The sequence below is a fragment of the Polymorphospora sp. NPDC050346 genome, from assembly GCF_040655695.1.
Taxonomy (GTDB): domain Bacteria; phylum Actinomycetota; class Actinomycetes; order Mycobacteriales; family Micromonosporaceae; genus Polymorphospora; species Polymorphospora lycopeni.
In genome coordinates this window covers 135,636-160,827 of the sequence record NZ_JBFAKM010000015.1, presented here as the reverse complement: position 1 = coordinate 160,827, position 25,192 = coordinate 135,636, and the positions used below count along the sequence as shown (strand labels likewise).

Sequence of the window (25,192 nt, the reverse complement as noted above, 5' to 3'; positions counted from 1 at the left end):
GTCGCAGTGGAGGCCATGAGTCGGTCGGGCCCGCGTGAGCCGCGCATCGGCCAAGCTGATGCGGGCGGGATCAGCTGGGAACGTCATCGGCGGCCGTCCGGCTGCCGGTCGCTGCGTAGCAGCGCCTTCGACCAGCCGACGATGGCGGCGGTGAAGGGCCGGGCGGGCGGGCGGTCCGTGATCGACGCGGTCGGGCCTGCGTCGATCGGTTCCGTGGATGGTTCTGCCGGGCGCATCTGGACGTCGGGCAGGGTGACGATGGCGGGGTTGCAGTCCAGGGCTCGCAGACGGGCACCGTCAGGGCTGTGCTCGACCAGCAGCAGTGCCCGTTCCGGCAGCCCCTGCAGCACGCCTGGCTCGACCGCGTACTCGTAGACGCGTTGGTTGTTGTAGGTGTCGGACCAGTTGGTGCCGGTGGTCGTGGACGTCTGGGTGGAGGTGGAGCGGGTGATGCCCTCGCTGCTGCCCTTGCTGCGGTTCCATGTGTCGGCGGCCTCGATGAGCTGCCACATCCGGCCGGTCCGGCCGCTGCCGCGGTTGGTGCCGGTCGACTCCGAGTCGGAGGTGCCGGTGCCGTCGGTTGTGCTGGTGGACCCGCCGACGGTCCTGGTCAGGCCGGACAGGACGAACTTGTGCTGACGCCCGATGAAATCCGCGGCTCGGGTGGCTTCTTCGGCGTGCCGTAGTCGCATGAACGCCACCGCACCTGATCCGAGCATGCGCAGGGCCGTGTCGCGTAGGTTGCGCCACAAGATGATGAGGGTGACGTCTTGGCGGGCACATATCTCGGCAAGCCGTTCGATGTGCCGGGCTGCGAGGTGGTCGGCGCCGGCGAGAACCAGGGTGCGGCACAGGTCCGGCCGGGTAGCGACCCGCCGGGTTGCCCACGCGACGATCAGATCGTTCAACAGTTCACTGCGGGCGCTGGTGCCGTCGGTGGCTACCCCGACGACCGTCAGCACCGCCGGTGATCGTTCCGCACCGGCGAGGCCGCGCAGCGGATGCAGCAGTGCCTCCAGCTGTTGCAGTGAATCGGTGGACCTGGCGAGGTAGTCGGTGGGGAACAGTTCGTCGGCGATGTGGGCGCGTTCGGCGGCGGTCAACGACGGTGTCGGGCCGGGCAGGCGGAGCAGGACCCTAAGCGCGTCGAGGATCCGGGCCAGGTTCACCTCGTCGCCGAGTGCTTCGACGACCGCGTTCAGGACACGGGTGTCGACGGCGCGTTTCTTGCGCAGTTCCCGGTCGCCGTCGCCGTGGACGGACTCCACCAGCACGTCGACCAGTTGTCGGCTGTTCAGGCCGGTGAGCAGGTCACAGTCGTGGGGTGGCGTCTGCCAGTCGACGCGGTGCGGCACGATTTCGCAAAGCGCCTGCAGGTCGCGGCAGAGTTCGTCGCCGGTGAAGTCGACGACGGTGGACGGCCCGTGGGTGGCCAGGTACGACGCGCCGGCGACCGTTAGCAGGTCGCGCCACCCTGCCTGGCTGCCGCCGACGATGTCCAGGCGCGTCACTTGTGGCGCCGGTCCGGCCGCCCACCATTGGGGCAGCCCGGCAACTCGTGCGTCTTCTACCGACTCGTGCTGGGACCTCTGGCGCTGCCACGCCTTCAGCGTGCGTCGGTATATCCGCAGCGGGCGCCGAGCGGTCCACTTCGCCCGCGACCGGTATGTCATGTGCTCTATAACGAGGACGATGAGCAGGAGGAAGGTGCCGACGCCCAGGATTCGTGCAGGCAAACCGATCTGCGCCTGCCCCTCAGAACCCTCGGCGGTACTGGTGCTGCCCCAGATGGCCAGTGCGACGGTGGCTGCGACGCCCAGGATTGCCGTCCATCGCAGGCGCTTTCCGAGTTGGGACCACGATCGTGCCGCGACCGTCGCTTCCTTGATGGCGGGCTTTTCTGGCTCTGGAATCGCGAACGGTGTCCTGGAGTTGTCGCGGGACCGGAATTGCCAGCCCAGCCGCTCGCCGGGCGCCAGTAATCCACCCAGGGACGCCATCGGCGATGGGTGGATATCATGCCCGGTCACGATCGGTGCCTCCCCGAACCCGCTGCGTGATCGATGCGCTGGAACTATAGCAATCACAAACGACGATTCTCTATATGTCGATCACTGATTTGCCTGGTCGCCGATCGCCACCGGCAGAAAATCCACACCGCACACACTGAAGCCCACGAACCCCTCCAAACCCCACCTGGCAAACCACCCACCCAGGCAACCGGACCGGACCAGCCGCAAACGACCTCGGCAAACATCCCCGGAGCCGAACCAGCCACCGCCGACCCCAGTAGCCCCGCATCGCCGGCGACGATCGTCGGCGGCCAGGCGCTGCGCGATCCATGCCCCACCGCCACTACCTGGCAGGCGGCGCCACATCCAGGCCGCACGCCGAGCCAGTGACAGCCGGAGCAGGCCGACCAGCGGACGGCCATCTGCCCAAGGGCATGTGGCCGGCCACCGAACCGGCGGCCAGCCACATCCGACACGTCCCGAACCCGTCACCGCCGGGGGCAGTCCCCACAGGGCACGCTCAGGGCCTACGGTGGCCGACCCCGTCGCAAGCCGGTTGCCTGACCCAATCGGCCCGGCGAAGACGGGTCACGCATCGATCGGGCGCCGCCGCGCCGGGGGAGCGGACACCGTGGTCGCGGCAGCCTGATCGTCCCCGGGCCGTTCGGACGCTGCCGCGCTCCTGCTTGCCTGCTCGATGGTGGTGAGCAGGTGAGGGGTTTCGGTCTCCGGGCGGGCGTCGGCGTGGATGTGGTCGTAGGCGATGGTGAAGCGCAGGCTTCGGGGTCGTTCGAGGTAGAGGCGTCCGGCGAGGCTCTGGGTGACAGCGACGGGCGGGTAGGGGGCCGGCATGTCGAAGACCGTGAACGGTGTGTCGTAGCGGGCGGCGGCGGCGGTGTGCAGGGGCAGGATCTGGATGGTGTAGCGGCGGTCGGTGGCGACCTTGCGCAGATGGGCGAGTTGCTCGGCCATGGTGTGGTCGTCACCGACCTGGTTACGTAGCGCGTGTTCGGTCAGCACGACGGTCAGGTGGCCGTCACCGCGGTGAAAGGTCCGCTGTCTGGCGGTGAGGACGTCGAGGGCGGCCTGGTGTTCGGGGGTCGGTTTGCGGAGGCCCATCTGCAGCTGGATCAGGTGGGCGGCGTACGCGGGGGTCTGCAGCAGGTCGGGGATGCGTCCGGTGGCGTAGTAGCGGATGTGGGCGGCCCGGTGTTCCAGCCAGGCGAGGTTGACGTAGGGGTGGTGGGGGAGTTCGTCGGTGAAGTCGGCGTCCCAGTTGTTGGCGTGACGGATGTCGAGGGCGAGGCTGAGCAGCGTGTTGCGCTGGCGGTCGTCGAAGACGTGGTAGAGGTCGAGCAGGGCGGCGACGTAGTCGTACTTGAGTTTGAGTTCGCCGCGTTCGAAACGGCTGATCATGCTCCAGTCGACGGGTAGGTGTTCGGCTGCCTGCTGCAGGGTGAGGCCGCGGCTGGTGCGGAGTTCACGCAGCTGTTCGGCGAGCCACTGGCTGCGCAGGGTGGGGTGGTGGCGTTCCTGGAACGGCATGGTGGTCTCCGGGCGGGTGGGGTTGAGGGACGGTGGGCTGGTGTGGTGTAGGTCGTCGGGGTCCCATGCGTCGACGCGGTGGTGGTGCCTGTCGAGGTGGAGCAGCATGGCCCGCTGGTGCGGGTTGGTGATCTGGTAGATGTCGAGGAGGGCTTCGACCCGGCCAGGCAGCAGCGGCCATTGGCATCGTTCGAATCGGGCAAGGGCGGAATGGTCCAGGCCGAGATGGGCGGCGGCGGTCATGAGGGTGATGCCACGTTGCTTACGCAGTTGGCGCAAGAGTTCGCCCAGCCGTTGAGCCCGCAGACTCGTCGGCGTCTGTATGTAGGGCATGCGGTGGCCTGTCTCCGGAAGTGTGAGAGCCGGTGCTGGATCCCGGGTTTGGTCTGCGGCGGCGGAGTCGACGGTTGTGGTGGGGGATCGGGGTTCATCGGCCCCGTGGCCGCCGACGGGGTTCCGGGTTCATGGCTAGACGGGCAGGCTCGAGGTGGCCAGGTCGGCCAGGGATCGTGCCCTGTCGATCGGCTGCCGGCTGTAGTCACCGGTGTAGGTGCTGGTGGCGGCCGTGAACTCGGCGCCGGGAGTAGCGGGGCGTAGGGCGGCGACGCGGACGATCAGGGTTCGCGGCTCGGCACCTGGCCGGTCCGCATCGGCGACGACCAGGTGGATCCATTCCAGCCCCTCGACCTGGAGGGGGCTGATGGTGGCGTCGATGTCGACGACGGTGCCGACGATTGGGCCGGTGCCGCCCAGGTAGTCGCAGGCGGCGATCGACAGTTTGTCACCCGGGCGGGGGAGAACGACCTGTGCCGGCGGTGTGGGTGCGAGGCGGCGGGGCAAGGTACTCGAGTTTGTCATGATGCTTCCCTGGTTCGGGTTGTCGTTGGCGTCACCCGGGACCGGTTCCCGGCTCGTTGCCGGGCCGGTGCGGGGCGCCGGGAGATGGCTGGCTTCGGGTAGAGGACTGCTTCGGGAGGTCGCTTCGACCAGCGGGACGCGCGGCGGTGAACGCGCGGCGGACCGGCGCCGGGGCCACCATTCGAGAGGCACCGGTGCCGGCGGAGGCGGGTGCCAGGCCGATCGGGAGTGGCCCGGCACCCCGCGTCCTAGCGTCGAGGCTTGCTGCCGAGGGTGGAGTAGAGCTGGTGGCCGCGTACGACGAGTCCGGAGTCGGGGTCGGCAACCAGTTTGGTGACCTCGTGCAGGTCGGCGTCAGTGAGCAGGCCGCCGTGCAGGAGCCGGTCGCGATGGGAGGCGATCGCGGTTAGGGAGATCTGCAGGCCGGGGCTGCCGGCGTGCCAGACGGGTGCGTAGATGGCGGTGTCAACACCGCGCACGCCGGCGCCGCGCATAGTGGTGTGGATGCGAGGTGCCCAGTTCGGGTCGGAGCCGGCGGCCTGGAAGACGCGCTGGTTGACCTCGTGCTGGTAGGCGGCGAACAGTCGCCGTTGCTGCCCGGTCGGCGCGTCCAGGACGACGCCGGCGGGTTGGATGTGCCAGTCCTCGACGCACAGGATCCCGCCGGGCGCGAGGGCGTCGACGAGCCGGGCGAGGATCTTTTCGGGTTCGGGCAGGTGCATCAGGACCAGGCGGGCGTGGATCAGGTCGTACGGCGGGTCCGGGATTGGTTCGGTGACGATGTCGTGCCGCAGCGGGGCCAGGCGCGGGTGGGTGCCGGTGTGGCTGGTGTCGATGTCGGTCGCGGTCACGAGGCCGGTCGGGCCGACGTGCTCGGCGAGCCAGACCGGGACGTGGCTACGCCCGGCGCCGATCTCCAGGCAGCGGCGGCCGGTCAGGTCGAGATGCGCCAGCCGGCCGATGGTGAAGTCGTCCAAGGCCGCGGAGAGGCTGGCGAGGTAGCGGCGGGCGGACGGATGGGAGTTGTCGTAGGCGTAGCGGGCCTCGGTAGCGGGGCGGGCCATCACTGCTCCAAAGAGAAGAGGTTGCGGGCGGATGGTGGGCCGGAGGACGCGCGAGGTCGCCGCCCCCAGGCCCACCAGGGCAAGAGGGAGTGGTGTCAGACGGGGCCGGGGGCGAAGCCGGAGGCGATTACGTCGGCGGGGGTGAGGCCGGCCGGGATGACGCCGGCGCCCTGGAGTACGGCGATGGCGCGGGCGATCCGTTCCGGGTCGAGGACGCCAGCGCGGGCGTTCGACAGCACGTACGGCTGCATCAGGGCGACCTCCTGTGCGGCGGCGGCCGGGTCGGCGGACGGGACGTGCTTGTGCAGGATCTGGCCGGCTTCGTCGGGGTGGTCGATGGAGTAGACGAGTCCTTCGAGGATCGCCTCGGTGAACCGGCGTACCAGGTCGGGGTCGTCCTTGATCAGGGTCGTGGGTGCGATGAGGGCGTTGCCGTACAGGTCGGCGATCACGTCGGAGTACGGCAGCAGGTGCACCGGCCGGCCCTGGGCGGCCTTTTCGACGGTGCCGCGGGCGACGGTGAACTGGCCGATGCCGTCGACCCGGCCGGCGGCGAGCAGGCCCGGGGTCTGCTGCGCCGGGGAGTTCACCCACTGCACACTCGCCGGGTCGATGCCGGCGAGCCTGGCGTACGCCGGCCACAGCAGCATCGGCGCGCCACCGGGCACCCCGCCGACCCGTTTGCCGACCAGGTCGGCCGGGGTGGTGATGCCGGACGACTCCAGCACGGTGATCGAGTTCAGCGTGCGTTGCTGGATCGCCGCGACCGCGCGTACGTCGCCCTGGTAGTCACCCTGCCCGAGGGTGATCATGACGCCGGACAGGTCGTTGGCCGAGAACTGCGCCTGCCCGGCCGCCAACAGTTTCAGGTTGTCGGCCGACCCCTGCCCGGGCTTGATCTCCACCTCGATGTTCCGGTCGCGGAAGAAGCCCTTCTCCAGGGCCACCCAGGCGTACGCCTCCCGACCGAAACTCGCGAACGCGGTCAGGTAGACCACCCGGTCAACCCCGTCCGGCTGCCGGGCCGGCGCGGCGGTGCAGGCGGCGGTGACCGCGAGCAGCCCGACCACCGCCGCAGCAGCAGCCCGACGTGCGACTCTGATACTCACTTATCCTCCCCAGATGGATAAAACAGGCGCGCGATGGGCGCGCAGATCCACCGGCCAGACCACCCGCAGACTGCTGCCCGCCGGCTCCGACCGGCGACAGCTACACAGAACTCCGGAGACTCGCACCCGCCCAGATCGGCACCGGGCCCAGATGCGCGGACTCCTCAAGGTCTTCCGGCTCCGGCGACCACTGGTCGACCGGCACCACCCCCGGCGGCAGCAGCTCCCAGCCCGCGAACAGATCCACCACCTGGTCCCGGGTGCGGAACATCAACGGCGACCCCGTCGAGTCCCGGTACCGCTGGATCACCCCAACGGTCTCCCGCGACATCTGCGCCGGCGTGGTCAGGTGCGACACCACCAGGTAGCTGCCCGGCACCGTGGCCATCCGGAACCGGCCGAGGATCCCTGCCGGGTCGTCGTCGACGAAGTGAAGCACCGCCACCGCGAGAACCCCGACAGGCCGGGAAAAGTCGATCAGCCGCCGAGTCTCGGCAGCATCGAGAACGGCCTCCACGTCACGGACATCGGCCTGGACCACCGCCGCCTCATCCACGTCGGCCAGGAGGTACCGGCCGTACCCGATAGCCACCGGATCCACATCGACGTACACGACCCGACCATCAGGGCTCGCGGCATGCACTATCTCGTGCACGTTCCCCACCGTCGGCAAACCCGAACAAAGATCAACGAACTGGCCAACGCCCTCGTCCAGCAATCCCTGCACCGCTCGACGGAGGAAGCTCCGGTTCGCACGTGCGTACCGGTCAACCTGCGGCTCCGCCGCCGGCATCCGACTAGCCATCTCGCGATCGACCTCGAAGTTCGCCGACCCACCGAGCGGCGCGTCGTACACACGGGCGGCGCTTGGACGCTCGCTATCTATCCCTTGAGGGCCGCTTATACCGTTATGCATGATCGCGAGATCCGTTCCGTGCCCCGAAGTGCGGCCGCCTTGAACGGACACGCGCCACCCCGGGCTCCAACTCGGCCACGGCGTGACGATTCAGCACCACCTGCGCCGCGTTCACCTGAGCGCCGACGACATGGGGCGCCCATCCGTACACCTCCCGCGTGGCGGGACGCGTGCCAGCCCACAATCAGCTCACCCCTCCTCGCCGGCCACTGCAGCAAAGCCGCTAGTTAGCGGCCGACCGTCCTCCGCTCGAACTCCGTTTGGCGCCCGGGCCCGCCTCCAACCGGCCGCCCGGGAGCACCCCCAGAATGTCGCCGGAATGTCGTCAAGCGCGACGTCTTTCGCGGCGACGTTCCGGCGACATTTAAGGCGACATTCCGGCGACAGTAGCGCTAGGCTTGGCCGGTGACGATCGAACCGAACGCAACGTTGCGAGCCGTACGCATGGGCCTGCTCATGAGTCAGGACGACTTCGCTCGCGCACTACGCAAGGCTGGAGACCGCGCGGGCGTCCCGAACGACGCGAACAAGCGTCTCGTCCAGCGGTGGGAGGCCGGCGTCATCACGGCCCCACGCCCGGCCTATGCCCGCGCTTTGGAGGCCGTCACCGGCCTACCAATCGGCTCTCTCGGCTTCACGGTGCAGGTTCCAAACAGCGGCGTCTCGGACGATGGCCAAGGCGGTCACGACGTGGAAGTGGCCGAATCGCCAACGCCGGTACCGAACGGAGGCCCGGCTCCACGGAACGCGCCGGCCGGCAACTACTCAGGCGTATGGCTCTCCCGGTACCAGTACTTCAGCTCGGGCCGAGCCGACACGTTCACCGGTCTTCACTACGTCGTCCTGCTTCAGCACGGCGACCGACTCACCGTGCGCTCATTGCCCGGGGCGTCCGACTCGCCACTCACCATGGACTTGACCGTGGACGGCAACGTCATCACGGGCACATGGGTGGAACAGACCGCGCGAGATGGGTACTACCGGGGTGCCCGATACCACGGCGCGATCCAACTCCTGGCTGAACCGACCGGTCGTCGCCTGGCCGGCAAGTGGGTCGGGTTCGGTAAGGAGATGGACGTGAACACCGGCCCATGGGAGCTGGTCTTCCAAGACGCGAGCACCAACAAGGCGACGCTGGCGAAGTACGACCGGCGACCTGAGCCAGGACAGGACTGACCACGTACGACACGACCATCGGAGCATCCCGAGGGCAGCATCTGGGATCACGCAACCGACGAACCAGATCCCACCGAGCATCGGCCACGGCCGACGCGGTCACGAGCTCTGGCGAACGGATCGGCGCCGGACGTCAATCTCGTCGGCCTCCGGAGCCAGCCGACGATGCATCGAGTGCATCCGTTGGGCCCCTAGACGGGCATGGGCCAGGCGTGTGGGCTGTCGGGGTGGTCGAGCCAGATGTACTGCCGGTCGGTGCGGTTGAGGGCGCTGATCCCGTACCGGCTGCGGTCGGGGTGGCCGAGGCGTTGCCACAGTTCGGCGACGTGCTCGGCGGTGTCCCATGGTCTGCCGTCGTACTGGATGGTGGTGTGGCGGCCGTTGGTGGTGTTGGCGGTGCGGGCGACTTGGGCGTACGCGGTGGGTGTGGACAGGGTGAGGAAGGTTCCGTGTGGGTTGTCCATGGCGCCGATGGACAGGCCGGGCAGGTGGAGTTGGAGTAGCAGGTTCAGGTCGTGGTCGGCGTGGTCGTAGACGGCCGGGTCGAGGTTGGTGGTGCCGTACTGGCCGATCCCGTTTGTGGCCGGGCCGAGGGTCCGTCGGTCGGCGAGTGGGTTGTCGACGTCGGTGCGCAGGGGCATGAAGGCGACGTGTTGGTGGTCGAGGCGGCCGGTGACCTCGTCGGCGGCGGTCTTGTCGAGGATCATCAGGGCGCAGCCGGCGCCGGCCAGTGGTGCGACGATCCGGCCGCCGGTGTGGAGTTGGTCGATCCAGGCGGGTGGGATGTGGTTGACGGCGCAGGTGGCGATGATCCGGTCGTACGGTGCCTGGTCGGCCCACCCCGCGGTGCCGTCCCCAACATTGAGGTGGGGGTGGTGGCCGGTGGCGGCCAGTCGCTGGCGTGCGGTCGCGTGCAGTGTCGGGTCGAGTTCGACGGAGTAGACGTTGTCGCCGCCGAGGCGGTGTGACAGGAGTGCGGCGTTGTAGCCGGTCGCGGTGCCGATCTCGAGTACGCGCATGCCGTCGCGGATATCGGCGCGTTCGAGCATGGTCGCCATCACTCCGGGCTGGCTGGACGAGGAGGTCGGCAGTAGCGGTCCTGTGGTGCCGGCGGTGGTCGGTGCGGGCCGTTGCTGGGTGACCAGGACCTGGTCGGCGTACACCTGGTCGAGCGGAATGTCGGGGACGAAGACGTGTCGGGGTACCTGTTCGAAGGCGCGCCGCCAGGCCGGGTCGCTCAGCTCGCCGCTGTCGACGAGGTGGGCGGCGAGGGTCTGGGCCGCGTGCTGCCAGTCCACGCCTACTCCTTGGTCAGTTCGTCGGCCAGAGCGGCCGCGATCGGCAGGTCGAGTTCCTCGGCCAGCCAGCCCCACTGGCCGGCGCCGTTGCACTCCAGGAACACCCAGCGTCCCCCGGTGGTGACGACGAAGTCGAACGCGGCGTAGGTCAGCCCGAACGCCCGACAGTAGTCTGCGACCTGCCCGGCGATGTCAGGCGGGCATTCCACCAGTTCGTAGGACAACGCGTCGTAGTCGCTGCGCCAGTCGACTCTCGCCTGCTCGCTGCCGGCGTGGATGGCCACCGGGAACATGCGGTCGCCGACGACGGTCAGCCGGACCTCGAACCGTTTGGGCACCCACTGCTGGAACAGGTGCGCGGTCGTCTCGACACCGGCCAGGTCGTCCAGGTCGGCGGCGATCACCTTTCGGGTCCACACAGCGGTGTGGGAGCCGGCCTCCTCGACAATCGGCTCGGCGAGCGGCTTGACAATCAGATCGCCATACCGGGCCGCGAACTTCCGCGCCGCCTCGGCCTGGTTCGTGACCAGGGTCGGCGGAACGGCCATGCCCACCCTGCTGGCCGTGACGAGCTGGCGGGGCTTGTACTCGGCGTCCGCCAGGACGGCCGGATGGTTGATCCACCGGGCCGGGAGGCTGGACAGGATCCCGCCCAGCCCGACCCGGGCCTGGGCGCGGGCGAACCTGCGTTCCGGTCCGGACATGCCGGCCGGCAGTGTGAAGTCGCTCGGCCGCCGGTAGAACACCGAGGTCACCTCACGCAGCTCGACCGGCCGCGCACCGGTCAGGCCACCGCTCCAGGCGCCGTCGTCGAGTTCGGCAGCAAGGGCCAGGTCGAGGGGGAAAGCGCCCACGTCGAGCCACGCGTACCGGACGCCGCGGTCCCGTAGCTGGTTGGCAACCTGCTCGGCCGACCAGTCCCAGGGTGTGCTGACGATAAGGACCGTCATCAGTCGTCCGGGGTGACGTAGGTGTCGGTCTTGGTCGTGGGATTCTTGCCGTCCGAGGTCGTCGGCTCGGAATGCCTGTTCTGAGTCGCCGGCGTACGGTGCCTGGCCTCGCGCAAACCACCGAGCCGCGCACCGCGCAGAACGAACGGCCGCATGTGCGTCGGCTGCTCCTGGCTGCTGCCGTCGGACGGTGCCGTACGCGGGAACCGGTGCGTGGCCGGCATCAACGGGTCCAGGTACATCCAAGGACCTCCTTAGTCAGTCGGGTTGAGGTTCGAAGTGGTAGGTATCGGCTCCGCGAAGACCAACCCCCGGCTTTATCATCTCCGTCCACCGTCGCGACACCGACCACCGAACGACGGGCCGGCGCCCCAACTGATCGCAAACGCCCATCCCCGACGGCTGTCCGGACAACCAGAATCGGTGAGGGCCACTGCTGGCGACAGGGCTCCAAACACATCTGAAAGATCGCCGAGGTGGTCCGGCACGGAGAAAGTCATGATGAGAGGTGATGAGCGGCGCCAGAAGCATCCGACACCCCGATTCGCGCCTGCGATAGGCGGTCCTCGGGAACCGGTGCAACCTGCGGCCGGTGTGCGGTCGGCAGGTTCAGGTACTCCGGGCCAGATGGCGGGAGACGAAGTCGCGCCACCGGCCGATAGCCGTGGGCCCGGTCTCGGCGTGTCCGCCGGGATAGCCGGCCAGCTTCTTGTCCGGCGAGCCGAGCAGGTCGAAGAGCGCCAGCTGGCCGTCTTTGGGGAAGATCTCGTCGTGCCGCTGAACGTGGAAGAGCACCGGGGCGGTGACCCGTCGGGCGTCGGCGGCGACTCGCTGCGGCGCGTCCAGGTCCTCGTGCACGCCGGGGGCCTGCCGAAGCCCGGACTTGCCGAAGACCACGCACCGCAGCCTGTCGCCCATGGCCGCCGCCAGGGGCAGACCGAACCGTGTCCCCATGGACATCCCGAGATATCCGACGTTGCTGATGTCGGCGAGACCCACGCCAGCAAGCGCGTTCACGGTCGCCAGCCAGTCGTCGGCCATCCGGTCGAGGACAATCTCGATCCCCTCCCGGGCGATCCTGGCCTGATACTCGGCAGGCGCCAACGGAACCGGGACGCGATCACCGTGACAGGGGCCGTCGATCGCGACCGCCGCGAAACCGGAACGCGCCGCGAACCAGCGGGCAAGGTCGACGATCCGCTGGCTTCTCTTGTGTCCGCTACCGCCATGCCCCAGCAGGATCAGCGGACGTGGCGAACCGGCCAAGGGCGGCAACCACAAAACTCCTGGTACGGCACCCGATGGCCGGTGCAGGGCGAACGGCCGCTCGACGACATCGTGCGCGTTTACACACTGCTTGATCCACTCGATTGGCTCGGACACGACGTCATCCAACCAGCGGTGTGGCCAGCGTCGCCAACGCTGGTTGCGCCGTACCGACCTATTCCGTTCAAGTAGTGCTTCGTTAGGTTCGATGGAGATTCTGCCGTGTAGCGGCTTCACGGGTTGACGCCAGGTGGCGTGGCGCAGAGGGGGGCTGCTGCACCGGTAGGTGACAGTTTCAGTCACGCGGCCTGACTGGCCGGTGGGGTCATGATGGTCTCGTACTCGATGGGGTCAACCGGGACAGGGATCGCTGCCGTCGGCGGCGGTGGTAGGTCCGTTCGATCCAGGTCACGATCGCGGTCCTCAGTTGCTGGCGGGTGGTCCAGGTCCGCCGGTCGAGGACGTTGTTCTGCAGCAGGCCGAAGAACGATTCCATGGCGGCGTTGTCGCCGGCGGCACCGACTCTGCCCATCGATCCGGCCAGGTGATGCTGGTTGAGGGCGCGGACGAACTTCCGGCTGCGGAACTGAGACCCGCGGTCGGTGTGCAGCACGCAGCCGGCCACTCGGCCGCGTCGGGCTACGGCGTTGTGTAACGCGTTGACGGCCAGGCGGGACTTCATCCGCGAGTCGATGGAGTAGCCGATGATCCGGTTCGACCACACGTCCTTGATCGCGCACAGGTAGAGCTTGCCCTCGCCGGTGCGGTGTTCGGTGATGTCGGCCAGCCACAACCGGTTCGGGCCGTCGGCGGTGAAGTCCCGTTTCACGAGGTCGTCATGCACCGGCGGACCGACCTTGCCACCCTTGCCGCGGCTCTTGCGTTTGCCGAAGGCGCTCCACCAGCCGTTGTCCGAGCAGATCTTCCACGCGGTGCGGTCAGCCATCGCCTGTCCGGCGGTGCGGGCCTCATCGACCAGGAACCGGTACCCGAACTCCGGGTCATCGCGGTGAGCGTCCACCAGGGCGTTCGCGCGGTAAGCGGCAACGAGTTCGGCGTCGCCGACGGGCCGGGCGAGCCATCGGTAGTAGGGCTGACGAGCGATGTTCAAGACCCGGCACGTCACCGCCACGGGAATTCCCTCGGCGGCCAACTCGCTCACGAGCGGGTAGAGCCTTTTCCCGGCAGGTTCGCCTGTGACAGGTAAGCCGCGGCCCTGCGCAGGACCTCGTTCTCCTGCTCCAGCAGCTTGATCCGCTTGCGGGCCTCGCGCCGCTCGGCCGACTCGCCGCCGCTGACACCCGCTCTGGTCCCAGCGTCGACGTCGGCCTGGCGCAACCACTTGAACAACGTCATCGGGTGAACTCCGAAGTCCTTCGCGATCTGCTCGACCGTCACGCCCGGGTCACGGTCACGGGCCACCCGGACGACATCGTCGCGGAACTCACGAGGGTAGGGCTTGGGCACAGCAACATCCTTCCAGCCCGCCACCAGGACAAGCCATCTCAGATGTCACCTACCGGTGCAGCAGACCCAGGACCCGACGTAAAGCTGAGGTCAGGTTCGCCAGGCGCGCCTGGCGAACCTGAGTGGCGACCAACGCGATGTACTACGCGACCTGTCAGACATGAAGGCGATAGAGCGGTTGATGGCCGGCGTAGTCCACGCGTACAGCGACGATCCCGACTGTACGCCGTAGCTTGGTACTGACAGTGGGTGAGCCACGGTGCCAGCCGTGATGATCCACGAGGCGTTCTGCGACGGATACGTTGACGCCTCGAGCGAAGTGGACCCATTTCTGCTCATGTGTGCCGAAGCCGCGCGAGACGGCGGCCCACCTGCGTCGCCGGAGCTGTACGACCTCTGAAGAGAAACGACGAACTCGCGGTGCTCGTGAGAGGGGAGCGCGACCAACGGTGGCGACTTCTTGCCACCGTTGCGCTGCCGGGCACGGAAACGCCTAGGTGGAAGTTGGCGTACTGGTGCAAACTTGTGCACCGAACGGAGGTGTGTCGCGCGTTAGCTGGCAGCGTCGGAATGCGATGTGCCAAACTGGTCGCGGGAAATCGGACGCCACGCCATGCCTTGCAGGGCTTACCGTGCGTGTCCCCCGTTGTAGGAGCGCGCCCCGCCCACCGCTGGCAAGCTTGCAGGCGAGACGCCTCCCGTGGTGGCCTCGCTTACGCGGGGCCACTTCCGTATGCAGTGCATACCACCTGCGTGACGAGGGCTGCGATCCGGACGACGAGGTACGTGACCTCGCCGACCTGCCGCCACCGACCGGTGGTCCTGTGCCGGGCTCGCCGGCACCCTCTCGGGCACTGCCGTTCGAAGGACAACCCTTTCTCCCTGCGCTCCGGGGACCTCCTCAGCCCCCTTCTTCTCTGTGAACATCGAGAGGCTGGGAGCCTGGCCCGGGCGGCAGGGCCGCATGGGTCGTTCTTCGAAGAGCAACTCTACTGGCTCAGACCCCGGGATAGACGACGCGCGGAGCGAATCCGTAGGGCGGATCGCAAGCCTTGGCGGCCCTGTCGTGAACCTACGTGCAAGTAGGACTGTCGACGAGTTCTAGTCGGACAGTTGTACGGCTATGGGTAACCGCATTCCGACTTCTGTCGAACTTCCGTCGCTGGATCGGAAGCCTGGCGTCGGGCCCTCCCAACACATCCTGAGATCATGGCAGGCGTCGATGTGCCGCAGGGGGTAACCAGGGGCGCAGCCGTACGAACGGTTCATCGGCGCACTCGCCCGGCTATAGTCCGAGCTCGATGTCACGCTCCGCATCGCCAAGGTGAAACGCGAATCCCCTTCGGAAGAGGGGGGCGCAACCAATCCGTTACGTATGTGGGCCGACCATGCTGGACAAACTTTACGCTGTGATAAACCTCACTGAGCTGTGAGTGAGAGTGCCGTGGCAGAACGAAGGCGTGGAGCGCCACCGTCGGTGACAACGGCGGGTGCTTGTTCTTTCGTCCATCCCGGGCCAAGCCTCCTGCCGGCCGGTCGGCAGGAGGCCGAGTTCAGCACCGCCGGCGAGATGGCCGAGATGACGGCCGGACTGCCCGCCGAAACTCGGTCTCCGCGGCCGAGACCCTACGCATCGACCGAACGTTGAACCTGGAGACCACCCCCAACCAGACCCCCGCGGTGGCCACCATTGTGCTGCTCGGCGACCCGGGCCAGCCGGTCGACGCCGCCGACGATGGCGGGTCCACCAGCACATCCCGATCGAGCCCGGCATCGAACCGGGAGCGATCATCGCCGCCGCCGACGGGGGGCGTGCCAGAGCTAACCGTGCCGTTCAGCCGTACGAGCGAGCCATCCAGGCGCTCGGGGATCTACGACATGGTCACCGCGCTCGGCACCGAAGTGGAGCTCCGGACCCGGATCGAGAACACCCTGACCCGCCCCCGCAACCGGACGACGACGTGAACCCGGTCTGGATCAACGCTCACGACTTGCGCGACGCACTCACCATCGAGGCCGAACGGCTGCGGCATGCGGCGGCCCGAGTCGACGCGTCTCGCAGCCGGCGCGCATCCCGACTCCAAGACGCGCGTTGAATTATCGAGAGCACCGTCGGTGCACCGACCCAACTCCGGCTGGCCAGGTCCCTGGTCATACTCAGGCCGCCCGCTCGCGTCCTATGTTCGTGATGAAAGCCCATCGTGCAGGCTAACGATCCGGACCACGGGAGCTCGGTCCATCGAGCCCGAGCAAGATTGTGGAGCAGTACCTTAGACCTTGAAAGGAACTCCCCAGGTCCCTGGCCTAGCTAGTCAACCAGGCCAGCCAGACGAGGCTGTCAACGTCAGCGCCTACCAGGGGAGGAGTTCGGGTACGAGCTGGTCGAAGCGTGCGCCGCCCGCGGCTCGGTGAAGGAGCTGTCGACCTTCGGCGGGCCCCCCGTCATGCTCCCCTTGCCGGCCGCCAAGTGGCCGATCAGCACCGACGCGACCTGACCGACCCGGTCAAGCGGGCGGCGGCGCGGGCCGGGCTGCTGCGATGGCTGTACCGGCAGCAGGCTGCGGACGTGTACTCTTCCGTCACGGCGCACGTCCTGCGCAGCGAAGAGTCGATGTACCCCGGCGAACAGCTGACAGGCCGGAGACCCTGGAGGCGGCCAACGCCACGGTGGCCAACTACCACCACCGGCTGCCGCTGACCCGCGCGTTTGGTTCGGGCACCCTGTCGAGTTCGGACGGGTAACGGTTCCCGGTCAAGGGCAAGAGCATCACCGCCCGTCACCTGTCGCGGTACTTCGTCCGTAGCCAGGGCGTCTACACCTATACCCACGTCCCCGACCAGCACTCGAAGTTCGACACGGAGGTCATCGTGGCGACCGCACCGGAGTCGCACTACGTGCTTGACGGTCTGCTGGCCAACGAGACCGAGGACGGCCCGGACCGTATGCGTGCGCGGATCGCCGGGCAGATGGCGTGGGCCGAGCACCGTGCCGGCCTGGCCGCAGAGGTGAATCTCCCGACGATCCAGCACCGGCACTGGCGGGGTCGTGTGACTGGTACTGACGGGAAGCCCCGACACCTGCACGAGGTGCCGTGGCTTCACCCCACGTCAGCTTTGTTTGGTGCAGGTCACCACAATCAGATCATCCGGAGCCAACTCCGACCCCGCCTTCGCCGACTGCTTCGTCACTGTCCAGTTCGCCAGCAGCAGCACCATCGTGTCGTACTCGTCTTGGCTGCCGTACTGGATGTTCGTAAACCCGAGCTTGCGTAGCTTGTCGTCGGCGATAGCCGCGTTCAGGCCCTTCAGATCGGGCATAACCAGCTTGGCCGGCGTTGGCGGGGTAGTCGGGGCCGCGGTGGTGGGCTCAGGCGCCGTCGTGGCAAGTGGCGTCGTGGCCGGCGCGATGGTCGGCGCCTCGACGATCGGCGCCACCGGTGCGGCGGCTGCGCTCGTCGTGGCCGGGGCTGGGTTCGCGACCGGCTCAGTCGAACTACCGACGATCGCCGCGATGCCGGTTACTCCGCAGCAGGCAAGGACAACCACCCCGGCAACGATGCCGATGACGGCTCCCGTACCGAGTTTCCGCCGCGGTGGTGCTGGCGGCGGGTAGACGAGGTTCGGCTTGTGCGGCGGCTGGCCGTGGCCCGGCTGGGCCGGGTGATTGGAGGGCTGGTAGGTCACCTGGCGAGTCTGATGGTCAGTACTGGTATTCGTCACCGGCCGATCGGTGATGAGCTGCCAACTAGGACTCCAACGTCACTCCGCCTTTCCGACCCGCTCGTGCAACCGTCGGCCAGGCAGCAGCACGACCAAGAACCCCATCGGACCGACGCAGTTCACCCCACCAGGCGGGATACGGCCAGCCACCCGACCAGAAGAGACCTCCCCGCCCTAACTCACGACACAGCGATGCCCGCCAACACACGACAGACGGACTCCGCCTTGGCGAGATTGGCCCACAGATGCCACCGGTCGCTGACCTGGACCGCCTGCGGTGCCCCGGAACGGATCGCTTCCGCGTACGCGGCGGACCCGTCACGCACACCACCTGGATCTCCGGATGGTCTCGCAGCCAGACTGCCAGGGTGTCCGCCTTCCGATCGGGTAGCACGTCGACGCGGCTGTGGTGACCGCGTCGATCAGCAACGTCGCGTACCGGCGGCCGCGGCGCAGCGCGAAGTCATCCACGCTGAGTACCGCTGGAGCCGGCCCCACGGGTACAGGCATCGCCATCAGCACGCGTAGCAGCGTGCACCGTGAAACCCGCACACCCACCCGTCCCAGCACCGCCGCGCCGGCCCGACCGGCAACCGCGACCGCGAGATCGCCGATCAGCGTGGTCAACTGACGGGTTCGGCGTGCCCACCGGCCCACCAGCGCGGGCAACCGCTTCCGAAACGTCCGCTGCGAACAGGAGGGCGTTAGGCACCGCAACCGTCGGACCCGTTGCGCCACCACCAAGCCACGACCGCCGGCCATGAGTTTGTTAGCGACTTCGGGCGCCGGATGTCAGTTGCTTTCAGCGCCATCGACCTCCGGTCGGAGTCGGTGTCGCTGAGTTTCGGCGCCAGTCGCGGTGACCCTTGCACGCGGAAGGTCGACCAGGCCGGCCAGGCGCTACTGCCGGGCAGCGGGGCGGGTGCAGCGGTCAGCCGGTCACGGTCCATCCGAGGCTGTTGCACCCCGGGCAGTACAAGAACGACTTGGGTTCCTGTCCATCGCGCCAGGGCAAGATCGTCCCCTGCGAGAGCGTCACTCTGCCCCGGCCGCAGCATCGGTCACAGGTGGCTGCGAGTTGCGGCCGCAAAGGCTTCAGGTAGGCAAGTTCCGGATACTGCTCAGCGGCTCTGGCCAGCGCGAAGTCGCGCTCGGCTTGATCGGCCAGCCGCAACGGGCCGTCCTCCTCGTCATTCATGACGACATCGCCCGCCGGGGTCAAGTACATGACGGGTCCCAAGTTGTTGAACAGGGGGAGGTGCCCTGGACGGGCCCAGCCGCTACGCCAGTCAGGTGCTTGGGCAGTCTCCTCGATCAGTCGATCGATCAGTTCAGCGTTCGTCATGTGACCTCCTGGGGCGCAGCATATGAAGCAGCCGCCAGCGCGTCGCGCGTTCCCGTGCGAATGCCTTTCATCGCCGCAGGGATCGAGAGACTGCTGGAGACCCACCCCCTATCCGCGGTCCTGACGTCGATGCCCAGCATCGGAGTCGGAACCGCAGCACGCATCCTCGTCGACGTCGGCGACGCCCGCACCTTGCCACCGCCGGGCACCTGGCCGCCTACGCCGGCCTTGCCCCGGTGACCCGCAGCTCAGGATCATCCATCCGGGGCGAACACCCCGCCAGACGCGGCAACAAACAGCTCAAACGCGCCTTCTACCTCGCCGCATCCCCCTCCCTGCCCAGCCAGAGTCACGCGCCTACTACGACCGGAAAGTGCGCCACGAGGCGCTGCAGGGTCTGTAAAACGAACGGCCCTGTCTCACATTCGGTGGTGACGGAGCGTGCTGCTATCCGAGGAGGATGCGGTGGCGGAGCAGGGTGAACGCTGCTCGTCCGTGCATTTGGCGTGCGATCCGTTTGGTCTTGGTGTTGACGCCTTCGGTGGGGCCGTTGCTGTACGGAAGCGTGAGCGCGGCGTTCACCGCGTCGCGGTCCCGCTCCAAGCCTCGGGTGAAGGCGTGCAGATGAGGCAGATCGACCGCACGGACGCCGTTGATCCAGTGCGAGAGCCTGTCGACGTTTCCTGCGTGAGGCGTCAGGAGTTCGGCGAAGCCCTCGACAACGTCGGCCAGTTGGGTCATCTCGGGGCAGGCCGCGGTGAGCCGTGCCAGGAGATCTCGATGTTCGGGTTTGAGGTTGTCGGGTCTGGTGAGGAGCATCCGGGCGAGCCGGCGTGGACAGATGTGGCTGCGGTCGGCGTCCGCGCGGCCCTGGTTGATGTACTTGTGCAGCAGGTTCAGGCAGCCGGTGTAGCCGAGGGCCTTGATCTGTTCGAACAGGTGCGCGGCGGGGGCGGCGGGGTCCTCGGTCCGGCGTTTGCGTAGGTGTTCGCGGTAGGGGTCGACGAGGCTGGCGCGGTATTTGGGGACGCGGAGCATCCGTTCGGGCCGGTCGGCTCGTGCGTAGCGTTTGACGGTGTTCAGGGCCAGTTGCAGGCGGCGGGCGCATTCGAGCAGGCCCACGCCCTGGTTGAGGAGGCTGTGGACCTGGTGCCAGCGATCCAGGGTGGTTCGGGCTCGGGGTCCGTCGTAGATGGGTGCGTCCAGCACGGCGGCCCAGCAGGTGCTGTGTGCCTTCACCTCGCTCAGGGCGGCTTCGCACAGGTTCTGCCACAGGTGCCACCTGTCGGCGACCTGGACCGCGTCGGGCAGGGCGCGGCGGATCGCCTCGGCATAGGTGGCGGAGCCGTCACGGCACACGACCTCGACGCCCGGATGGCCGCGCAGCCACGCTTGCAGGGTGTCGGCGGTGCGGTCGGGCAGTACGTCGATCCGCTCATGTGTCTGCGCGTCGATCACCACGGTGGCATAGCGGTGCCGCCGGCGCAGAGCGAAATCGTCGACGCCGATCACACGGGGCGTCCGCCCGGTGGGCAACGGGATGCGCAGCAGGGCGCGCAGGGCCGTGTGACGGGACAGGCCCACCGCGAGTACCGCCAGCAGACGTGCCCCCGCCCGGCCCGCCAACTCCTTGACCACCGCCGCGACGTGCCTGGACAGGCGGGCCGTGCGCCGCTGGTAACGCTCCAGCACCCCGGGCATCTGCTCCCGGAACGTCTGCTGGCAGCCGCGCGTGGGGCACACCAGGCGCCGCACCCGCACACGGACCACCACCTTCCGTCCGTCGACCGGCACGTCGGCCACCGTCCGCGGGTGAAATCCGTGCACCCGCCCCGACGACGCCCCGCACACCGGACAGTCCGCGGTCCCTTGTGGAGTCCGTGCCCACACCACGATCCGCGCGCCCTCGTCGGCCACATCCTCTACGACCAGCGGAGAAAGACCCGAAAACACCGTCCGCACAAGCACGTCGACATCCATCAAGCGAGTGTCAACAGCCCTCACAACTCTCCGTCACCACCGAATGTGAGACAGGGCCGTTCGTTGTTTGACAGACCCCTCGGTGGGTGCTCGTCCGTCGAGCTTCCCCACGTCCCGCCCCGTCCGTTGCCTGTGTGGTCGAGGAAGCGGACGATGTGGCGATGGGGGTAGGTGATCGGGTGCCCGACTTGACCGTCCGCGCCGGCTGGTGGGCAGGTATGCGGCGATCAGTTGCGGCTCGGCGTCGGTGCTGTCGGACGGGTAATGGCGTGGACGGGCCGTGGGCAGGTGTTGCGGGGGTGGCAGCCGGGGGCGCGGCGACGGCCTGGCTGCAGACCACGTAGAAACCACTGCAGGGCCTTCGGACGGCATGGCTTCCGCAGAGCTGAGCCCGGCCGCGCTGATCCGGTTCTTCCGCGGGCACTGATATTCTCACCCTCCGTTACAGGCATCGCCCCCGGTACTTCCCCTTTTCGCAAGCGCCATCGCCATCGGAGCTTCCGGGCGGCCGGAGTCGGCGGCGCCAGGCTACGGAAAGTGACGTATGCAGCAGCCGAACTTGCAGATCACGGGCGCGACCCTCGCCGCGCCGAATCCACGTCAGCTGGCTGAGTTCTACAGCAAGCTCCTGGGCTGGGAGAGCGAGATCGAGACCAACTGGGCGCAGGTCCGGTCACCTGATGGTCAGGGTGGCTTGCGGACGCTGAACTTCGAGATCGAGCCGGACTATGTTCCTCCGTCCTGGCCGACCGTTCAGGGCCGGCAGCAGATCATGACGCACCTGGACATTGCCGTGGACGACCTCGACGCGGCGGTGGCCTGGGCCGTGGCGGCCGGTGCTCGAGCGTCCGACTTCCAGCCACAGGAGAGCGTTCGAGTGATGCTGGACCCGGCGGGGCACCCGTTCTGCCTGTTCAGCAGGGGCTGACGGGCTGAGCCCATTCCGGGCCGACGGCGCTTCCGGCAGGTCAGGCAGCACCGACCGGGGACGAGCTGGATCGACCCGTGCAAGATCACAGCGGGAGGCAGGAGCCCGGAAAGGGGTTACTGCCAGGTGATGCAAGTGGGGCGGTCGCCGGTGGTCAGGAACTCCCGTGCGGCTGCCCGTACCTGTTCGATCGGGATTTCGGCGCCGGCGGTGATGCCGGTCCAGGTGCCGCAGTAGAAGTACGGCGGGGTCGGCGCGTCGGTGGCTGTTCCCTTGCTGGCGTATCCGTCGCCGGTGGTGAGATCCACGTAGTTCAGCACGCCGACGGCGCCTCGTACCCCGACCATCAGGCTGCGCTCTTGTGCCGGCATGTCGAGGGCGATCAGGGGCGGCGTGTGGGGTGAGGTTTCGGCGGTGACGCGATCGAGGACCGCGTCCAGTTCGGCGATGGTCGACACCACGACGGGGTCCTCTTCCTCAGTGAAGATGACCTCGACGGTCTGGCCTGTCACCCGTGGTCCTCCTCTGGTCCGTTGTACGTTTTGCGGAATCCGTCAGGACCGTACACCGTCAGCTGGGCGCCGGCCGGTAGTAGCCGGGGGAGCAGGCGGTCACAGCCCTGCATGCCGGGACATGGCCTCTTGTCGACCGCCAGCACCGCCTCCCGCAATCCGAGCCGGTGCATTGTCTCGGCGGCGTGCGCCTCAACGTGGGTCTCGGCAGCCCAGGACCTCGCGAGCCCGACCCGGGCGGCGAGTGCCTTGGTCTTGGGATTCTCTTGGCTGATCAGTGGTTGTTCGTTCAAATCGGGGCCGACCAGCAGGCCGCGGTCTTCGACCCGCGTCCGCCGAAAGCCGGGAGAGACGCTACGAGCCGCTGGCCATCGACCGTTGAACTCCAACCAACGGCCGGTTCATCAGGGGCGTCACCACCGTGAGCGACCGGTGTGTCCGGAGGCTCTGCGGTCGACTCCGGCGGTGCTGTGGGCGACCGCGACCATTCACCCGAGCTGCCGGTCGATCTTGCCTCGGCCGTCGCCGCCTCGACCTGGTGCCTGGTGGCCGCAACGCGCTGCCCGACCGCAGCCAGAACCGTGTGGATGGCGTCGAGCCTGGCCAGCAGGGTCCCGGGATCACCGCCCCGCAGAACTGTGACCGTGACCTGCTTGGCCTGGTCGACCTGTCCGATACACCGGCAGATCCCATCGGTGATGCTGTTCAGGTTTCCCGATACCGCGCCGAGCGTCGCGGTGATCTCTTGTGGGGCCGGCTGCTGCGGCGTGGCAGCCAGTGTCGTGGCGGCCTCCCGAGCCACGGCGGCCATGCCGCTGAGGGCGGTCCGGATCTGGCCGATCACCGTGCGGACGAGGGCCAGATTTCGCGCGACTCCAACGAAGCCCGACGCCGCTGCCTGTATCCCGGTCTGCTGGATAGCGTGGTCGACTACAACGGTTTCCTGCGCCGCGCGGTCGTTACCGGCGGTCAGCGTCTGTAGGCCCGCCTGGATGGTGTCGACCAGGGACACGTCCACCTCCCGCTCGACTTTTATCATCGGCGATGTTCGTTGATGGCACGACGGGGCCGGACGCTTCGTTGTGGGCAATCTTCAGACGGCAACCGCAGTGCTGGTCTGGCCGGACGGGCGTTCGTTGCCGTTGATGTTCGGTGGCTTCTCGGTGTTGGCCGGCGCGGTGTGGGTTGCGTCGGCCGGTTCTGTGTTGACGGGTGAGGCGGCGTGGCGGCAGGCGTCGGCGGCACCGGACCGCTTTCCGTGGCGCCGCTCGTTGCATGGGAAGAGCCGGATCCGACCGGGCTGCCGGTGGTACCGCAGTACCACCGGCCGCCTCGAAAAGCCGACTGCGGTACCACGGTCTTGGCGCTACGCGACCCTAGCGTGGTGAGCATGATTCAGGTACGCGAAGTAACCAAGCGGTACGGCGCGAAGACGGTCGTTGACCACCTGTCGTTCACCGCGAAGCCCGGTCAGGTCACCGGGTTCCTCGGCCCCAACGGCGCCGGCAAGTCGACGACCATGCGGATGATCGTCGGCCTCACTGCGCCGACCTCCGGCGACGTGCTGGTCAACGGCAAGCCGTACGTGTCGTCGAAGGCCCCGCTGCGCGAGATCGGCGTGCTGCTCGAAGCCAAGGCCGTGCACCCCGGCCGCACGGCGGTCAGCCACCTGCTCGCCCTGGCCCGCACGCACGGCATCCCGCGCTCGCGCGTCGACGAGGTGCTCGACCTGGCCGGCCTCTCGGCCGTCGCCCACAAGCGGGTCGGCGCCTTCTCCCTCGGCATGGGCCAGCGGCTCGGTATCGCCGCCGCGCTGCTCGGCGACCCGGCCGTGGTGATGCTCGACGAGCCGGTCAACGGACTCGACCCGGAAGGTGTCCTCTGGGTGCGCAACCTGCTCACCGGCCTGGCCGCCGAGGGCCGCACCGTGATGCTGTCCTCGCACCTGATGAGCGAGGTCTCGCTGATCGCGGACCACCTGGTCATCGTCGGCCGAGGCAAACTGCTGGCCGACACCACCGTAGCCAACTTCGTGACCACCGAAGGCGTCCGGGTCGTCACCGCCGTCCCCGACGCGCTACGCGCGGTGATCACCGGCCCGGGCGTCACTCTCACCTCGACCGGCGCCGAGGAACTGTTCGTCACCGGCGCCACCGCCCGCGAGATCGGGCTGGCCGCGGCCACCCGTGGCATCCCCCTGTTCGAGCTCACCCCACAGAACGCCTCCCTCGAAGAGGCGTTCATGGACCTGACCCGCGACGCTGTCGAATACGAGGCCGCCCGATGAAGATCACTGCTGGTGGCGTCGTCGCCGCCGAATGGACCAAGTTCTCCTCGCTGCGCTCCACCTGGATCACGACCGGCATCTCGGCCGTCCTCCTGATCGCCTTCGGCATGATCGCCTCAGCTTCCTTCTCGGGCGACGGCATGACCCCGATCGACCTGGCCCTGTCCGGCAGCATCCTGGCCGCCCTGTCCGTCGGCGCGCTCGGCGCGCTACTGGGGGCGAGCGAATACACCACCGGCATGATCCGGGCGACCCTCGCCGCGGTGCCACGCCGATTGCCGGTGCTGTGGTCGAAGAGCCTGGTGGCCGGGGCAGCCGCCTTCGTCACGATGACCGCAGCCGCCTTCGCCGCCTTCGCACTGGGGTCGGCCGTGCTCAACGACAAGGTCGGCGGCCTGGGCCTCGGAGACGACGGCGTGCTTCGCACCCTTCTCGGCGCCGGCCTCTATCTGGCCCTGGTCGCGGTGCTCGGCGTCGCCCTCGGCATGCTCGTACGCTCCAGCGCGGGCGCCATCACGATCCTGGCCGGCGTGCTGCTCATCGTGCCCGGTCTGGCCGTGCTGCTGCCGGCCTCGATCTCCGAGGCCATCACCCCGTACCTGCCGAGCAACGCGGGCAGCGCCGTGATGGCACTGACCCCCGCGGACGGCACCCTGGCGCCGTGGACCGGTCTCGTGGTCTTCGCCGGATATGTGATCGTGACACTCGCCGCGGCGGCGTATGGGCTCAAGAAGACCGACGCTTAACGGCGCGCAGGGG

Annotated in this window: 21 protein-coding genes and 3 pseudogenes; 7 read left to right on the top strand and 17 right to left on the bottom strand. The window is 68.2% G+C overall.

Translation table 11 applies throughout. The features are described 5' to 3' along the window. Window positions 1–83: 83 nt before the first annotated feature. The 6 genes from AB0I42_RS18030 to AB0I42_RS18005 form a co-directional block, all read right to left on the bottom strand. Complete coding sequence (locus AB0I42_RS18030) at window positions 84–2,030, bottom strand: hypothetical protein (protein ID WP_357538654.1); 1,947 nt, start codon at window positions 2,028–2,030, stop codon at window positions 84–86. Window positions 2,031–2,600: 570 nt separating this feature from the next. Beyond that, a complete protein-coding gene (locus AB0I42_RS18025; protein ID WP_357538653.1) occupies window positions 2,601–3,890 on the bottom strand; it encodes a Scr1 family TA system antitoxin-like transcriptional regulator in 1,290 nt (429 codons plus the stop codon). Window positions 3,891–4,025: 135 nt separating this feature from the next. Then, on the bottom strand, window positions 4,026–4,415 hold the full coding sequence (locus tag AB0I42_RS18020; protein WP_357538652.1) for a hypothetical protein: 390 nt from the start codon (window positions 4,413–4,415) through the stop codon (window positions 4,026–4,028). 248 nt (window positions 4,416–4,663) lie between these two features. Next, the gene (locus tag AB0I42_RS18015; RefSeq protein ID WP_357538651.1) at window positions 4,664–5,479 is read right to left on the bottom strand and encodes a methyltransferase domain-containing protein; all 816 of its coding nucleotides are present in this window, start codon (window positions 5,477–5,479) and stop codon (window positions 4,664–4,666) included. A 95-nt stretch (window positions 5,480–5,574) separates the two neighbouring features. Further along, entirely contained in the window at window positions 5,575–6,588 is a 1,014-nt protein-coding gene (locus tag AB0I42_RS18010; RefSeq protein WP_357538650.1) for an ABC transporter substrate-binding protein, read from the bottom strand. A gap of 100 nt (window positions 6,589–6,688) precedes the next feature. Then, window positions 6,689–7,504: an SAM-dependent methyltransferase gene (locus AB0I42_RS18005; RefSeq protein ID WP_357538663.1), complete on the bottom strand. Its 816-nt coding sequence runs from the start codon at window positions 7,502–7,504 to the stop codon at window positions 6,689–6,691. A gap of 444 nt (window positions 7,505–7,948) precedes the next feature. Between AB0I42_RS18005 and AB0I42_RS18000 the strand changes: the two genes are divergently transcribed. After that, on the top strand, window positions 7,949–8,680 hold the full coding sequence (locus AB0I42_RS18000; protein WP_357538662.1) for an XRE family transcriptional regulator: 732 nt from the start codon (window positions 7,949–7,951) through the stop codon (window positions 8,678–8,680). Between the two features lie 191 nt (window positions 8,681–8,871). On the opposite strand, the gene AB0I42_RS17995 is transcribed toward AB0I42_RS18000, so the two are convergent. The 5 genes and pseudogenes from AB0I42_RS17995 to AB0I42_RS17975 form a co-directional block, all read right to left on the bottom strand. Further along, complete coding sequence (locus AB0I42_RS17995) at window positions 8,872–9,978, bottom strand: methyltransferase domain-containing protein (RefSeq protein ID WP_357538649.1); 1,107 nt, start codon at window positions 9,976–9,978, stop codon at window positions 8,872–8,874. Window positions 9,979–9,980: 2 nt separating this feature from the next. Next, the gene (gene tgmB / locus AB0I42_RS17990) at window positions 9,981–10,928 is read right to left on the bottom strand and encodes an ATP-grasp ribosomal peptide maturase (protein WP_357538648.1); all 948 of its coding nucleotides are present in this window, start codon (window positions 10,926–10,928) and stop codon (window positions 9,981–9,983) included. Next, a complete protein-coding gene (locus tag AB0I42_RS17985; protein WP_357538647.1) occupies window positions 10,928–11,170 on the bottom strand; it encodes a hypothetical protein in 243 nt (80 codons plus the stop codon). Before AB0I42_RS17985 ends, tgmB begins: the two co-directional genes overlap by 1 nt. A 367-nt stretch (window positions 11,171–11,537) precedes the next feature. After that, window positions 11,538–12,323 carry a dienelactone hydrolase family protein gene (locus AB0I42_RS17980; protein WP_357538646.1) on the bottom strand — a complete coding sequence of 262 codons (786 nt, stop codon included), beginning with the start codon at window positions 12,321–12,323 and terminating at the stop codon, window positions 11,538–11,540. A gap of 170 nt (window positions 12,324–12,493) precedes the next feature. Beyond that, a pseudogene (locus AB0I42_RS17975) lies at window positions 12,494–13,661 on the bottom strand (IS3 family transposase). Window positions 13,662–15,305: 1,644 nt separating this feature from the next. Here AB0I42_RS17975 and AB0I42_RS17970 point away from each other — a divergent pair. Both AB0I42_RS17970 and AB0I42_RS17965 read left to right on the top strand, forming a co-directional pair. Beyond that, the gene (locus tag AB0I42_RS17970; RefSeq protein ID WP_357538645.1) at window positions 15,306–15,626 is read left to right on the top strand and encodes a hypothetical protein; all 321 of its coding nucleotides are present in this window, start codon (window positions 15,306–15,308) and stop codon (window positions 15,624–15,626) included. A 660-nt stretch (window positions 15,627–16,286) separates the two neighbouring features. Next, window positions 16,287–16,595: pseudogene (locus AB0I42_RS17965) on the top strand (Tn3 family transposase); the annotation flags it as partial. Window positions 16,596–16,769: 174 nt separating this feature from the next. Here the strand turns inward: AB0I42_RS17965 and AB0I42_RS17960 are convergent. After that, on the bottom strand, window positions 16,770–17,345 hold the full coding sequence (locus AB0I42_RS17960; RefSeq protein ID WP_357538644.1) for a PASTA domain-containing protein: 576 nt from the start codon (window positions 17,343–17,345) through the stop codon (window positions 16,770–16,772). Between the two features lie 967 nt (window positions 17,346–18,312). Further along, window positions 18,313–18,726, bottom strand: coding sequence for a hypothetical protein (locus tag AB0I42_RS17955; RefSeq protein ID WP_357538643.1), 414 nt, complete (start codon window positions 18,724–18,726; stop codon window positions 18,313–18,315). A 69-nt stretch (window positions 18,727–18,795) separates the two neighbouring features. On the opposite strand from AB0I42_RS17955, the pseudogene AB0I42_RS17950 reads away from it, so the two are divergent. Continuing rightward, a pseudogene (locus tag AB0I42_RS17950) lies at window positions 18,796–19,099 on the top strand (IS110 family transposase); the annotation flags it as partial. A 74-nt stretch (window positions 19,100–19,173) separates the two neighbouring features. Here the strand turns inward: AB0I42_RS17950 and AB0I42_RS17945 are convergent. Beyond that, complete coding sequence (locus AB0I42_RS17945; protein ID WP_357538642.1) at window positions 19,174–20,706, bottom strand: ISL3 family transposase; 1,533 nt, start codon at window positions 20,704–20,706, stop codon at window positions 19,174–19,176. Window positions 20,707–21,250: 544 nt separating this feature from the next. Between AB0I42_RS17945 and AB0I42_RS17940 the strand changes: the two genes are divergently transcribed. Then, complete coding sequence (locus tag AB0I42_RS17940; RefSeq protein ID WP_357538641.1) at window positions 21,251–21,634, top strand: VOC family protein; 384 nt, start codon at window positions 21,251–21,253, stop codon at window positions 21,632–21,634. Window positions 21,635–21,750: 116 nt separating this feature from the next. Here the strand turns inward: AB0I42_RS17940 and AB0I42_RS17935 are convergent, their stop codons facing one another. Genes AB0I42_RS17935 through AB0I42_RS17925 form a run of 3 tightly spaced genes read right to left on the bottom strand, consistent with a single transcriptional unit; the run spans window position 21,751 to window position 23,185 of the window. Beyond that, window positions 21,751–22,146 carry an Imm1 family immunity protein gene (locus AB0I42_RS17935; protein ID WP_357538640.1) on the bottom strand — a complete coding sequence of 132 codons (396 nt, stop codon included), beginning with the start codon at window positions 22,144–22,146 and terminating at the stop codon, window positions 21,751–21,753. Further along, entirely contained in the window at window positions 22,143–22,439 is a 297-nt protein-coding gene (locus tag AB0I42_RS17930) for a DddA-like double-stranded DNA deaminase toxin (protein ID WP_357538639.1), read from the bottom strand. The genes AB0I42_RS17935 and AB0I42_RS17930 overlap by 4 nt, the downstream gene beginning before the upstream one ends. Beyond that, window positions 22,436–23,185, bottom strand: a complete 750-nt coding sequence (locus AB0I42_RS17925; protein ID WP_357538638.1) for a DUF6244 family protein — start codon at window positions 23,183–23,185, stop codon at window positions 22,436–22,438. The genes AB0I42_RS17930 and AB0I42_RS17925 overlap by 4 nt, the downstream gene beginning before the upstream one ends. A 351-nt stretch (window positions 23,186–23,536) precedes the next feature. On the opposite strand from AB0I42_RS17925, the gene AB0I42_RS17920 reads away from it, so the two are divergent. Continuing rightward, window positions 23,537–24,433: an ABC transporter ATP-binding protein gene (locus AB0I42_RS17920; RefSeq protein ID WP_357538637.1), complete on the top strand. Its 897-nt coding sequence runs from the start codon at window positions 23,537–23,539 to the stop codon at window positions 24,431–24,433. Continuing rightward, complete coding sequence (locus tag AB0I42_RS17915) at window positions 24,430–25,179, top strand: ABC transporter permease (RefSeq protein WP_344142592.1); 750 nt, start codon at window positions 24,430–24,432, stop codon at window positions 25,177–25,179. The genes AB0I42_RS17920 and AB0I42_RS17915 overlap by 4 nt, the downstream gene beginning before the upstream one ends. The last annotated feature ends 13 nt before the right edge of the window (window positions 25,180–25,192 follow it).